The 11904-nt window shown below is 43.4% G+C and carries 16 protein-coding genes and 1 tRNA gene (1 of these 17 cut by a window edge); 11 read left to right on the plus strand and 6 right to left on the minus strand.

Translation table 11 applies throughout. From position 1 onward, the window contains the following. Positions 1-25 precede the first annotated feature (25 nt). The 5 genes from FAI40_06295 to FAI40_06315 form a co-directional block, all read right to left on the minus strand. Entirely contained in the window at positions 26-556 is a 531-nt protein-coding gene (locus FAI40_06295) for a hypothetical protein (protein QCE35766.1), read from the minus strand. 227 nt (positions 557-783) lie between these two features. Next, a tRNA-Gln gene (locus FAI40_06300) sits at positions 784-858 on the minus strand. Between the two features lie 143 nt (positions 859-1001). Then, positions 1002-1721, minus strand: coding sequence for a helix-turn-helix transcriptional regulator (locus FAI40_06305; protein ID QCE34983.1), 720 nt, complete (start codon positions 1719-1721; stop codon positions 1002-1004). Between the two features lie 34 nt (positions 1722-1755). Further along, positions 1756-2598, minus strand: coding sequence for a pyrroline-5-carboxylate reductase (proC, locus tag FAI40_06310; GenBank protein QCE34984.1), 843 nt, complete (start codon positions 2596-2598; stop codon positions 1756-1758). Positions 2599-2657: 59 nt separating this feature from the next. Continuing rightward, positions 2658-2957, minus strand: coding sequence for an accessory factor UbiK family protein (locus FAI40_06315; protein QCE34985.1), 300 nt, complete (start codon positions 2955-2957; stop codon positions 2658-2660). A gap of 108 nt (positions 2958-3065) precedes the next feature. On the opposite strand from FAI40_06315, the gene rfaD reads away from it, so the two are divergent. From rfaD to FAI40_06360, 9 genes are all read left to right on the plus strand, one after another. Then, entirely contained in the window at positions 3066-4052 is a 987-nt protein-coding gene (gene rfaD, locus FAI40_06320) for an ADP-glyceromanno-heptose 6-epimerase (protein ID QCE35767.1), read from the plus strand. 65 nt (positions 4053-4117) lie between these two features. Next, positions 4118-5050, plus strand: a complete 933-nt coding sequence (locus FAI40_06325) for a prolipoprotein diacylglyceryl transferase (protein QCE34986.1) — start codon at positions 4118-4120, stop codon at positions 5048-5050. A gap of 13 nt (positions 5051-5063) precedes the next feature. After that, complete coding sequence (locus FAI40_06330) at positions 5064-5840, plus strand: laccase domain-containing protein (protein ID QCE34987.1); 777 nt, start codon at positions 5064-5066, stop codon at positions 5838-5840. A gap of 208 nt (positions 5841-6048) precedes the next feature. Then, entirely contained in the window at positions 6049-6684 is a 636-nt protein-coding gene (locus FAI40_06335; protein ID QCE34988.1) for a 50S ribosomal protein L25/general stress protein Ctc, read from the plus strand. 4 nt (positions 6685-6688) lie between these two features. Beyond that, positions 6689-7456: an aminoacyl-tRNA hydrolase gene (locus FAI40_06340; protein ID QCE34989.1), complete on the plus strand. Its 768-nt coding sequence runs from the start codon at positions 6689-6691 to the stop codon at positions 7454-7456. A gap of 36 nt (positions 7457-7492) precedes the next feature. Then, positions 7493-8599, plus strand: a complete 1107-nt coding sequence (gene ychF / locus FAI40_06345) for a redox-regulated ATPase YchF (GenBank protein QCE34990.1) — start codon at positions 7493-7495, stop codon at positions 8597-8599. A gap of 33 nt (positions 8600-8632) precedes the next feature. Beyond that, positions 8633-9202, plus strand: a complete 570-nt coding sequence (locus FAI40_06350; protein QCE34991.1) for a nicotinate-nucleotide adenylyltransferase — start codon at positions 8633-8635, stop codon at positions 9200-9202. A gap of 65 nt (positions 9203-9267) precedes the next feature. Next, positions 9268-9645 (plus strand): ribosome silencing factor, encoded by a 378-nt coding sequence (rsfS, locus tag FAI40_06355; GenBank protein QCE34992.1) that lies wholly within the window; start codon positions 9268-9270, stop codon positions 9643-9645. Between the two features lie 8 nt (positions 9646-9653). Continuing rightward, complete coding sequence (locus FAI40_06360) at positions 9654-10112, plus strand: 23S rRNA (pseudouridine(1915)-N(3))-methyltransferase RlmH (protein ID QCE34993.1); 459 nt, start codon at positions 9654-9656, stop codon at positions 10110-10112. Positions 10113-10115: 3 nt separating this feature from the next. On the opposite strand, the gene FAI40_06365 is transcribed toward FAI40_06360, so the two are convergent. Beyond that, positions 10116-10796, minus strand: coding sequence for a CHAP domain-containing protein (locus FAI40_06365; protein QCE34994.1), 681 nt, complete (start codon positions 10794-10796; stop codon positions 10116-10118). A 163-nt stretch (positions 10797-10959) separates the two neighbouring features. Between FAI40_06365 and FAI40_06370 the strand changes: the two genes are divergently transcribed. Both FAI40_06370 and FAI40_06375 read left to right on the plus strand, forming a co-directional pair. After that, complete coding sequence (locus FAI40_06370; protein ID QCE34995.1) at positions 10960-11640, plus strand: MBL fold metallo-hydrolase; 681 nt, start codon at positions 10960-10962, stop codon at positions 11638-11640. 13 nt (positions 11641-11653) lie between these two features. Then, positions 11654-11904, plus strand: the 5' portion of a protein-coding gene (locus FAI40_06375) for a DUF192 domain-containing protein (protein ID QCE34996.1). Its footprint extends 280 nt past the window's final position; 251 of the gene's 531 nt are visible here — the first part of the coding sequence; its start codon is at positions 11654-11656; the stop codon falls past the right edge of the window.

Raw genomic sequence — 11904 nt, forward strand, 5'->3', positions numbered from 1 at the left:
TGAATTCAGTCTCCTTTTTTACGTTTTATTCTTCGGTATGATCTGAGTGATCGTGCGCTGTTCTGATGCGTTGGATTTGGGTTCTCTTTCGTTCCGCTAAAAGGACATTGCGTGTCATTTTCTGATAGACCCCCATGATAAAGACAATTAAAGAGCCAACAACCAGGAGAGAGGCTGGGTAAAGAACATTGATGCCACCACCGACACCTTCTTCAAAGATACCAACTAAGCCTTCGACAAAAACCGCAATAATGACAGTTGTAATAAATTTACTTAGACTATTTCGAATCTGCCATTCACTAAGTTTGTCCGAATCTTTAATGACCTCATCTTCAATGAAAAATTTAGCAACGTCAAAAACGGCGATTGCAACAACGACATAACTTACCGTACGTAGAATCAGATTTTTAATATCATCATGATGTGCGGTGTCATTCATTAAAAAGAGATAGAGATCACGAATACCGTAATAAAGAAGAACATAGGCAAGTAGAATAAGTACGATACTTGCAACACCGAACGAAATACGGGAAATGATACCAACAATTCGATGCATACGGTCAAGCTCTGTATGGGGAATCAAGTTGGCACTATCCGCAGCATCTCGTATCTGGTTAAAAGAGTGAGGGTGGGCAGAGTGTTCTCTCTGATCAAATGGCATTTCAGGCATAGCTAGATATAAACTTTCTGCGGCAAAGAAACTTAGAATTTTTTATAATACCCCAAAAGCACAAGAAAATTCAAAAGAATATCCAAAGAAGAGATTTTTAACTTTTGGAAACATGGCTGGGGTGGGAGGATTCGAACCTCCGCATGGCGGAATCAAAATCCGCTGCCTTACCGCTTGGCTACACCCCAATATCCATTTCATCGCTCACTAACTTATTTAGTGGATTTAAGACAGGGCACGATGCCTCTCCTGAAGGAGAAGATGTGAGCCCTGTTTATAATGTTCTTAGGGGCTTCGTAAAGGGGGGGAAAGGATTTTTTTTATTTTTTCGTTAATTTTCTATTTCCTGTGAAATAAGAAGGTTAAATTTTTCCAGCTGATCTAGTCCTTCATTCAAGGCAATCATTGTCGATTCAAGCTCTTCATTTTCGTCTTTTGCCCAGCAACGTAAAACCTTAGCCCATAAAATTCCTAAGGCTTGAAGGCGGAAAAATCCTTTAATGCCTTTTCGGTCAAGGCCTGCAATATCTGCAATCCATGTGACAGATTCGACATTTCCAGTAAGAAATTCGCTTCCAAGCGATGGAGATAAAGGGATCGTGTGCAAAAGGGAGAGAAAGCCTTGACGATGGGCCTGTAATCCATCACAGCGACGCATGAAGAGATTAAAAACATTGTCCCGTAAGGCTACCCCTTTTAGAGAATCATTGCTTTTGAAGGCATTTTGGTCGATTTGCCGGTTGAGGCGTTTAAAAAGTGCTACTTTAGTTGGAATATGCTCTCTTACCCATGAAAAAGGGATATCCGCCTCATTGGCAACATCTTTTAATGTAAAATTCTGCCACCCTTTTTCGTCGGCTAAAACCATTGCGGCTTCTAAAAAATTAGACGAAAATTCTTCGTAGGCTTCTTTGCTGCGCACATGCTGCTTTAAGAGATCCTCGGCAAATTCAGAGGGAATTTGAGCAGAATCAGAGGATTCTTGGAAAATATCAAAATCGTCCCAATCCTCTGTATTGGAAAAATTTTCTGAATTTGCGGCAGCTTGCATAGGTAAATCCCTTGAGATTGAAAGATTTTTGGTATTAGCCTTCGTTTGAAAGTTCCTGAGTGCGTTTGATCGCCGCTTTGACAGCTTCATTCACAGAATTTGGCCAGTTTTCTGGTGTCATAAGAACGGAGAGCGCTGCGGCGGTGGTTCCATTTGGGCTTGTGACTTGTTCACGCAGGGCTGTTGCCGTGGACGGGCTATTTTTAAGCAAAACGCCAGCACCATAGATCATATCTCGAGAAAGTTTTCTTGCTTCATCTTTTCCAAGGCCATTTTTTACCCCCGCTTGTTCCAAGAGTTCAGCAAGGAGAAAAACATAGGCAGAGCCAGAACCTGCGAGACCAATTGCCGGCTGAATTTCCTCTTCTTTTCGGAGTGGGACGGCACTGCCAAAGGCTTCAACCAATTGGAGCGCAAGTTTTTTCGTCTTGGGATTTGTTTCTGGTGGAATGAAAAGGCTTGTTGCTGAAGCTCGAAGCTCGGCTGCAATATTTGGCATGACAGCGATTGCAGGTGCGCCGTGCGCAAGGGCGGTGAGCTGTGTTGTTTTAATGCCAGCCATGACAGAAAAAAGGCAAGATTGCTGAAGCTTTTCGGGGGTAAGAACTTCTGAGAGAAGTCCTAAAATTTTTTTTGTCATATTAGGTTTTACAGCCAAGACAATCATATCTGGAATTTTAGGAAGATTTTTAAGCGCTTCACTCTCTAGAAAAAGCTTAACATTTGAGGGAAAGTTTTCTGGTTTTGTGCGTTTAAAAACAGCAAAATCAAAGGGAAGGTTGGCTTTAAGCCATCCATTGAGCATTGCGCTTCCCATGCGTCCGCAACCAATCATGAGAATAAAAGGACGATTTGAAGTTGGCATATTTTGAGTCATAAACAGAACAAAGCCCGAAAGTTTTAAAAGGTTAAATTAGGAGAGAATATCAAGAGGTCTCAGCTTGTGATAGCATCTTCAAGAGTTGTCAGACGCTCTTGGAGTTCATTAATATGCGCCTGCATGTCGGTAATTTGTTTTTTTAGTGTGTCTGTTTCTTCTCTTGTTTTTTGAGCTAGAATTTCAACCGTGTCGAGTTCAGAGCGAGGGACAAGATCCATGCGTGCGCTTAGGCCGTTTATTTGGTTTTTTGCGACGGTTTTAATTTCTTCCCGAACGCCGTTTGCAACGGAATAAGCGGCACCAGCGAAACCAGCTAAGTCATTCAAAAGAGCGGACTTCATTATCGTTTTATCCATTTCACGTTTTAATTGCGTCTTTAGAGCTTCTTAAAATTTCTTTTTGAGAAGAAAAGACAAGAGTGCCAGACTAGGCAGATATATTAAAACATGAGTATAACAGTCTCTATGCTTATCGTCACTGGTGGAGCCGGATTTATCGGCTCATGTCTTCAGGCTGCGTTGGCAGCAAGAGGGCGTCGAACAATTGTTATAGATAGACTGCGCGATGGGAAGAAGTGGCGAAACCTTCATTCCCACCCGCCGGATCAGATTATTGATCCAGAATATGCCATGGCTTTCCTTAAAAGTTTGCCACGGGGCGCTGTGCATGGCGTTTTTCATTTAGGAGCCATCAGTGCAACGACTGTGCGTGATGGGGACTTGGCTTGGCATACAAATGTCAGTTTCTCACAAGATTTATGGCGTTTCTGTGCCCATCGGAATATTCCTTTCTTTTACGCTTCGTCTGCTGCAACCTATGGCGCTGCGGATAAAGCAGAAGAATTTAAAGATGGGATAGGGGCGATTAAGGAACTTAAACCCTTAAATCTATATGGCTGGACAAAGCAGTCCTTTGATTTGTGGGTGGCCCGTGAACTTGAGAATAAACGTCCAGCCCCTCCCCAATGGGTTGGGTTGAAATTCTTCAATGTTTATGGCCCAAATGAATATCATAAAGGCTCGATGCAGTCAGTTGCCTGTCAAATTGCGAGAACACTTCGTCAGGGAGAAAAGCCGCGCTTGTTTAAATCAACAGGTGAGGGCATTGCGGACGGTGGACAGTTAAGAGATTTTGTCTGGGTTGGTGATATTGTTCAGCTTTTTTTATGGTTCTTTTATCATCCGGCAACTAGTGGTCTTTTTAATGCAGGGACAGGTAAGGCCCGTTCTTTTTTAGATATGGCAAAATGTCTTTGTCGTGAGTTTGGCGTTCCAGAAGAAATAGAGTTTATAGACCCTCCAGAACAGCTGAAAAAGCAGTATCAGAATTTTACAGAGGCAGACCTAACGCTTCTCCGCCAAAGTGGGTATCAATTTGAATTCACCTCCCTTGAAAAGGGAATCAAAGAATATGTACGGAAATATCTTCGTACAGAAGAGAAGAATCTCTAATATTCTTTGTGTAAATGGCCTCTTTCCTTCTTTAAAAGCGCTTTCAAGGATTTATTTTTAAGAACATGTCTTCACCACTTATCTTTCCTGAATTTGATGCGGTTGCGTTTCATTTACCTTTTCCCGTTCCAGGATTGCATCCGCTTTCAATAACACTGATTTGGTGTGCTGTCCGCTGGTATGGTTTGGCCTATATGACGGCCTTTTTATTGGCAATGCCGATTGCACATAAATTATGCTCGCTTCGTCCTGTGGCAGCGACTCGGAAGCAGGTGGATGATTTTCTCTTTTTTGCCATTTTAGGGGTGATTTTAGGAGGGCGTCTCGGTTATGTCCTTTGTTATCAGCCATTTTTTTATTTAACCCACCCTTTAGAGATTTTTGTGGTTTGGAATGGCGGTATGTCTTTTCACGGAGGCTGTTTAGGTGTTGTGCTGGCTCTGGCATGGTTTTCGTATAAGGAGAAAATCAGTTTTCTTGCTTTCTCAGATCGTGTCGTGACTCTTATTCCAATTGGCCTAGGGTTGGGACGTTGTGCAAATTTTATCAATGGCGAGCTTTGGGGGCGCCCTGTCCAGATGGAGGGGCTTCCATGGGCAATGATCTATCCCCATGTTGATTCGCTTCCACGGCATCCGTCTGAGATTTATGAAGCTTTGATGGAGGGACTTCTTCTTTTCTCTGTTCTTCTGTTTTCGATTTCGAGGCCCGCTTTGCGCTCTCGTCCAGGTTTTACCGCAGGGCTTTTTTTGAGTGGTTATGCCTCGGCAAGAATGTTCTGTGAATGTTTCCGTGAGCCTGATTGGAATATCGGTTTTCTAGCAGGCGGTGTTACAATGGGGCAGATTCTTTCAGTACCAATGCTTTTATTTGGTATTTATATGATGGTGCAGGCGTTTCGTCATTTGCCTTTTGAGGGAGATAATCTGACGCCAGTGCCTGAGAATTGGTCAGAACAGAGAAAGATAATCTCTCCTCTTTTTAAACGTGCAAAATAAACTGGGGATATTTATGCAAAATCCTGCTTTTATAACTTCTAGCCTTTTGAGCCAGCCACACGGATTTGGAACGATTAAGGCAGGACTGCCACCGTTGCCTGTTGTGAGTGAAGAGTTATTCGAGAAATATCCTTTGGCGCAGCCAGCCTCTTTCGTTAGGCAGGGGGATAAGAAAGTTTGGCAGATTCACGGTCTTCCCGTACAGGCGATGAAACAAGTTCACGGCACAAAGGTAAAAATTATCCGAGAAGGTGATGCACTAGATACGCCATTTTCAGAAGAAGGGGACGGTATTGCAACCGATCGATCTGATATTGTTGCGGCCATTGTAACGGCAGATTGCGGTCCTCTTTTGTTGGAAGGAAAAACAGCTCAGGGTAAAAAGGTTGTTGCAGCTGTGCATGCTGGATGGCTTGGGGCGGTAAGTGGCGTTATTGAATCTGGCGTTGAAGCCCTTAGGTCGCTGGGGGCGACAGAAATTGTTGCGGCAATTGGTCCTTGTATAACCGCCTCTTCTTACGAAATCTCAGGAGAGATGCTTGAAAAAATTTATGCACATGACAAAGAGGCTTCGCCTTGGCTTTATAAGGGTTCAAAAAAGGGAAAATACCATTTTAACTTGCCAGGCTATTGCTTCCATCGTTTAGTTGCTCGTGGTGTTGATAAAGTTTCGGTTTCTGGTTTTGATACATGTTCAGATTTACGTCTGTGGAGTTATCGGCGTGAGAGTCTGAGAAAAGATGAAATACTGGCTCTGGCAGGACGGCAGTTTTCCTTCATTAAAGCCTAAGCTATAATGGAGCGTGCTTTCGAGAAAAGATTGAAAAAGAATTGATTTTCCCGTAAGGCATATATCCTATCAAGGCAGTTTTTCACTGTAAGGTGCGAACACCCCTGGAGGTTCGACCTCTTTAGTTGATGGATTTTATTTAATTTTGTGCTTTGCTTTCCCCAAGAGAAAAGAAAAGCACATTTACTAATTTAATGGAGTATTTAACGTGGCAGAAATGCAGAAACTTCCAGTTTCCCCGCGCGAGAAAGCAGGTAAGGGGGCAGCCCGCGCAGTGAGACGTGCCGGAAAAGTCCCTGGTGTGATTTACGGTGGCGGGAGAGAGCCAGCCCTTTTTGAAATTGATCCTCGTATCATTGATAAAGAGCTAAACCGTGGCGGTTGGCAATCCCGTCTGTACGAAGTACAGCTTGGAGACCGCCGTCAGCCTGTTTTGATGCGTGAAATTCAATTTCACCCAGTGACAGATGCGCCATTGCATATTGATTTGCAGCGTATGCGTCCAGGTCAGAAAGTTCACGTCCAGATTCCAGTCGTTGTTGAAAACGAGGAAGAATGCCAAGGTGTTAGAGCTGGTGGTGTTGTTAATCTTATTCGCCATTCTGTTGAAGTCGAAGTTGATGTGGAACATATTCCTGAGCACTTCATTGCAGATATTGCTGCGCTTGAAATCGCTGACAATCTTCGTTGGGAAGACCTTAAGGGGATTGAAGGAATTACGCCTGTTGGGCATCTTGAAGATCTCGTGATTTTGAGCATCGCCGCACCTGTTTCAGAAGAAGCTGAAGCGGATGAGGAAGAAGCTTCAGAGGAAGCTCCAGAAGCAGAAACAGCTGAAGGCTAATCAAATGCAGCTTTGGGTAGGTCTCGGAAATCCGGGAGCCAATTATCGCTTTCATCGGCATAATATTGGTTTTATGGCCCTCGATCGCATTGCGGAACGTCATGGCTTTTCGCCATGGCGTGCCCGTTTTAATGGTGAGATTGCAGAGGGGAAAATTGCAGGTGAGTCTGTCTTGCTCCTCAAGCCTCTCACCTTTATGAATCTTTCTGGCCGTTCTGTCGTGCCAGCGATGCAGTTTTATAAAATTCCGCATGAGCAAGTATTTGTTTTTCATGATGAGATGGATCTGCCATGGGGGAAATGCCGGATTAAAAAAGGCGGCGGGATTGCGGGGCACAATGGTCTCCGTTCTATCCGTGACCTTTCTGGCAATCCAGATTATTGGCGTATTCGCCTTGGGATAGGTCATCCAGGGGATCGTGCCTTGGTCGTTTCCTATGTGATGGGAAATTTTCCCGAAGAGCAGCGTAAAGATTTGGATATTTGGTTAGATCATCTTGCCGATGAGTCTGTTGTGCTGGCGCTGGGCACGCCAGAAGGACTGACAGGTAAGCTTGCAGAAAAAGCAGGCCTTTGGGCGGGAAGCCAAGTTAAAGAAGAAAAGCTTGAAGGCGTAGCGCTTGAAAAAGCAATCAAAGAAGCTAAGGCTCTGCATGAAAAAGAGAAAAAGATTGTTGAAAAGCAGAAATTTATTTTTGATCAGCAGGAAAATGTAGACAATGCTTTGGCAGCTGCCTTGAAGGCTGCTCAAGAATCTAAAACATCTAAATAATTCTAAAAGTTAAATTAAGGTAGGAGTACAAAAGACATGGGGTTTAATTGTGGAATTGTGGGATTGCCTAATGTCGGAAAATCAACCTTATTTAATGCGCTAACCGCAACAGTCGGGGCGCAGGCGGCAAATTATCCTTTTTGTACGATTGAGCCAAATGTTGGCCGTGTTGCAGTGCCAGACCCTCGTTTAGAGATTTTGTGTAAAGTTGGAAAGTCACAGAAAATTTTGCCAACAAGTTTAGAGTTTGTTGATATTGCAGGCCTTGTAAGAGGGGCTTCAAAAGGTGAAGGGCTTGGAAATCAGTTTCTCGCCAATATTCGTGAAGTTGATGCGATTATTCATGTGCTTCGCTGTTTTGAAAATGGGGATGTTACCCATGTTGAAGGCAGTGTTGATCCTCTGCGCGATGCTGAAATCATTGAAACAGAATTGATGCTTTCGGATTTGGAAAGCCTCGAAAAGCGTGTCGTGAATTGGGAAAAAAGAGCCAAAGGCGGTGACCGTCTTTCAAAAGAGCAGTTAGAACTCGCAGCGCCCCTTTTAGAAGTCTTGCGAGAAGGAAAGCCAGCAAGAGCGGCTAAAGTTGAAGGTAAAGAGAAAGAAATTAATCAGCTTCAGCTTTTGACGACAAAGCCTGTTTTATATGTTTGTAATGTGGGAGAGGATGAAATCTCAGGAGAGGCCGAGACTGTAAATCCTTTCGTTGAGAAAGTGCGTGCAAAGGCATTGGAAGAAAAAGCAGGGATTGTTGTTGTTTCTGCGGCCATTGAAGCCGAAGTCAGTCAGCTTCCTCTTGAGGACCGCGCTGAATTTTTAAGTGATCTTGGTCTCTCACAATCGGGTCTTGATCAGGTCATTGCGGCGGGATACCAGCTTCTTGGGTTAAGAACCTATTTTACCGTTGGTCCTAAAGAAACCAGAGCTTGGACAATTACAGAAGGGACGAAAGCGCCTCAAGCCGCTGCTGTGATTCATAATGATTTTGAGCGTGGTTTTATTGCGTGCGAAGCGATTGCTTATAAAGATTACGTTGAATTCAACGGAGAAGTTGGCGCAAAAGAAGCTGGCAAGGCCAGAATTGAAGGTAAAGAATATATTGTCGCAGATGGGGATATTCTTCATTTCCGCTTTAATGTCTAAGAGAGAGCTTTCACCGCTTTAAGGCTAGAGAAAATGCGTATTGGCATCCTTGGAGGCTCTTTTAATCCAGCGCATAAGGGGCATATTTCTCTTGCTGAGCGGGCTTTGCGTGCCCTTAATCTTCAACAAGTGTGGCTAATGGTTTCCCCCGGGAATCCTTTTAAGTCTGGTCAAAAAATGGCCTCATTTGAGGAAAGGTTGGAATCCGCTGAAAAATTGGCAGATGGGGTTAGAATTATCGCAACAGGGATTGAACAGCGATATGGCACTCAGAAGACATTTTTAACTCTTGAACATCTTAAGAGAAATTTTCCTAATATTCGTTTTATTTGGTTGATGGGATCGGATAATTTGCCTGATTTGTGCAAATGGTATCGTGGAAAAGCATTAATTAAATCTGTTCCTATCGCTGTTTTTGCCAGACCTGGATCGAATAAAGAGGCCTTGAAATCGCCTTCTGCCTCATGGATACGCCATTGGCAAAGGCCAGAAAGAGAATCCCAAGCACTTGGGATAAAAGGTGCGCCAGATTGGGTTTTTATTCATAGAAAAGAAGTTAATCTTTCTTCCACAGAAATTCGGGCTAAAAATTCATTTTTGTAAAAATCTGAGATTTGATTGAAGATAGAGTAAGATAAGAGAAAGAACGAAAAGGAGCTGTTTTAGAAATGACAGAAAATAAATACACACTCGCCCTTGACGAAAGAATTGCTAAGATCGAAGAGAGTCTTGATGATGATAAGGCGTTGGATATTGTGACTTTAGATATTGGCAAACAGTCTAATTTTGCACAGCGAATGATTGTTGCAGTTGGGGAGTCTCAACGCCAGCTGGTCGCCATGGCCTATCATTTAAAATCACTTTTTAAAGAATGGAACGAGACAAGCTCGATTGAAGGCTTAGAAGTTGAAAGTGGCTGGATTGTGTTGGATGGCGGAGACATCGTGATACATCTTCTTCTTCCTGAAAAGCGAGAGCTTTATTCCATTGAAAAAATTTGGAGTGCTGCTTTTGATAAAGGTAGCGTTGAGGTTGTTGAAGGATGAGCCAGTCTATGGCGATTTCCGCCATTGGAAAAATGCGTGGGACGCCAGAAGAATCTCTTTTTAAGCGTTACCAAACACGTTTGCGTTTAAATTTAGAGATTAAAGAGATACATGTTGGCGGTACGTCATCCGCAGAGCAGAAACATCGTGAGAATGTTGCTCTTTTAGACACCTGTAAAGAGGATGAGTTCGTAATTGCATTGGATTTGGCAGGTAAGAATTTAGATAGTCTTGCGCTGGCAGATAAAATGCGTGAATGGCAGGAAACAGGTAAAAATCTTCGATTCGTGATTGGGGGCGCACAAGGGTTAGACCGTGCGCTGTTGGAGCGCGCAAATTTTACGATTTCATTGGGTAAAATGACATGGCCACACATGCTTGTGCGTGTCATGTTGATGGAGCAGCTTTTTAGATCGCAATCTATTTTAGAAGGTCACCCCTACCATCGGGATGACCGTCCAACTTAGGTGCTATTTCACTTGGCTTGGAAGCCTGAAGTTTACTTGCACGACTGGCCTGCCGGCGAATGGCTTTCCCAAGCGGTCTTCCTCCTGTTCATTCTCTTTTTCCTTGCTCCAAGGATAAATAAAACCATTGGTTGGATAGACTTTTCCGAATTGGCTTGGATTCCCACGTAAGGCAACCCGGACAGCGGTCCAGTCATTATTAGGAGAAACGTCAATTACACGGGTATTATGGTCGATTTGATTAGCGCCCCAATGTGCGTGGTCAATACGAATCGTACGATCGTCTTCTTGAGAGCGAACGAGGGCAACATGGCCATAAAACATTTTTTTTGTTGCTTTAAAGCTTAGAACGGCGCCGGGTTCAGGGATTTGGCCTCTGGCGTAGTTTTTTTCATCCGCACGTTTCCACCATGTATGCGCATCTCCATGAACTTGATAATGGGGCGCTGCAAGATGCACATAGCCAACACATTGTAAAACCTTTCTTTTGTGTGGTCGTAGACCGACCTTCGTTTTACAGATTTTTCCATGACGTCTGGAAGAAGTGGATGTCTGCGGAGTCTTAGTATTGCTCAATGTCGCAGCTTGTGCTTCTTCGGCATGCGCAGAAGCAAAGGAGGAAAAAGAGACTAAAAGGGAGGCTGTTGCTAAAAAAGGAAAGCACAAACGTGGAAGCAGAACCATAATATGCGAAATGCCAGTCTTAAAAATGTAAAATTACGTATTGTTAGTGTCTTAAAGCACACAGAAGAAAAAAGAAAGTTTTGCTTTCTTGGTAAAGAGAGCGTGATTTCTAAAACAGAAATCTTATATAACCCAATAAGCTTGTTAAAAATAGGAGAGAAGGATGCCACATAGAGTGCAGCAAGGCTTAGAAAACTGTTTAGAGATGAAGATTTTGCCTGTGACATCATTAAGGCAGAATTGTACGATTCTCTTTTCAAAAGAGGGTAAGGCGCTTGTGATTGATCCAGGCGGGGACATCGCAAAAATTTTAAAAGCTGTTGATGAGCGTCCGATTGAAAAGATTCTAATTACCCATGGGCATTTTGATCATGCAGGCGGTGCAGCTGGTTTGGTTGATCTGATTCGCCTTGTTCATCACCAAGAGAAATTGCCTGTGATTTATGGACCTTCGAAAGAAGACGAATTTCTTTTGAATGATATGCAGGGGCAAGGGGAATATTGCGATATGGATCCGGGAGATAATATTCTGCCCGATCATTGGCTTAAAGATGGCGATATTGTTGAATTTGGTGGCCATGAGTTGAAAGTGCTTCATATTCCAGGCCATACACCAGGGCATGTTGTTTTTTATGATAAAAAAAGTAATCGCCTGATTACAGGGGATACTTTATTTAGAGGTACAGTCGGGCGGAGTGATTTTGATTATTGCGATGGCGAGGCTTTGCTTAAAAATATCCGTGAAAAAATCTTCACCCTTCCACATGATACGCATGTTTTTCCGGGACATGGCATGCCAACTTCTGTGAAAGCAGAAATAGCCGAAAATCCTTTTTTTCAATAAAAGATAAAGCTGAATGTTACTTTCTTTAAAAAAAATCTCTCTTTTCTCTCTTGGAATCCTAGGGGCTTCCTTCGTAACGGCGAGCTTGGCATCTCCGACAGCGCCGCAGCCTATTCTGCCAAAGGAGGGGCTGACAATTACTTCTCCCGCAGGAAAAGCTCAGCATTTTCAGGTTGAAATGGCCTTAAATCCAGAAGAGCAAGAGGCTGGTGAAATGTTCCGGACGTCCGTGCCTGAGGATGGCGGAATGCTGTTTGTTTGGAA

The organism is Acetobacteraceae bacterium (assembly GCA_004843345.1).
GTDB lineage: Bacteria > Pseudomonadota > Alphaproteobacteria > Acetobacterales > Acetobacteraceae.

What these genes read in the sequence shown, in the direction of transcription:
- FAI40_06360 (QCE34993.1), top strand. Translation starts at nt 9,654, where the DNA reads ATGGCGATTTCCGCCATTGGAAAAATGCGTGGGACGCCAGAAGAATCT.
- FAI40_06350 (QCE34991.1), top strand. Translation starts at nt 8,633, where the DNA reads ATGCGTATTGGCATCCTTGGAGGCTCTTTTAATCCAGCGCATAAGGGG.
- rsfS (QCE34992.1), top strand. Translation starts at nt 9,268, where the DNA reads ATGACAGAAAATAAATACACACTCGCCCTTGACGAAAGAATTGCTAAG.
- FAI40_06295 (QCE35766.1), bottom strand. Translation starts at nt 556, where the DNA reads ATGCATCGAATTGTTGGTATCATTTCCCGTATTTCGTTCGGTGTTGCA.
- FAI40_06365 (QCE34994.1), bottom strand. Translation starts at nt 10,796, where the DNA reads ATGGTTCTGCTTCCACGTTTGTGCTTTCCTTTTTTAGCAACAGCCTCC.
- FAI40_06370 (QCE34995.1), top strand. Translation starts at nt 10,960, where the DNA reads ATGCCACATAGAGTGCAGCAAGGCTTAGAAAACTGTTTAGAGATGAAG.
- proC (QCE34984.1), bottom strand. Translation starts at nt 2,598, where the DNA reads ATGACTCAAAATATGCCAACTTCAAATCGTCCTTTTATTCTCATGATT.
- FAI40_06340 (QCE34989.1), top strand. Translation starts at nt 6,689, where the DNA reads ATGCAGCTTTGGGTAGGTCTCGGAAATCCGGGAGCCAATTATCGCTTT.
- FAI40_06305 (QCE34983.1), bottom strand. Translation starts at nt 1,721, where the DNA reads ATGCAAGCTGCCGCAAATTCAGAAAATTTTTCCAATACAGAGGATTGG.
- FAI40_06315 (QCE34985.1), bottom strand. Translation starts at nt 2,957, where the DNA reads ATGGATAAAACGATAATGAAGTCCGCTCTTTTGAATGACTTAGCTGGT.
- rfaD (QCE35767.1), top strand. Translation starts at nt 3,066, where the DNA reads ATGCTTATCGTCACTGGTGGAGCCGGATTTATCGGCTCATGTCTTCAG.
- FAI40_06325 (QCE34986.1), top strand. Translation starts at nt 4,118, where the DNA reads ATGTCTTCACCACTTATCTTTCCTGAATTTGATGCGGTTGCGTTTCAT.
- FAI40_06330 (QCE34987.1), top strand. Translation starts at nt 5,064, where the DNA reads ATGCAAAATCCTGCTTTTATAACTTCTAGCCTTTTGAGCCAGCCACAC.
- ychF (QCE34990.1), top strand. Translation starts at nt 7,493, where the DNA reads ATGGGGTTTAATTGTGGAATTGTGGGATTGCCTAATGTCGGAAAATCA.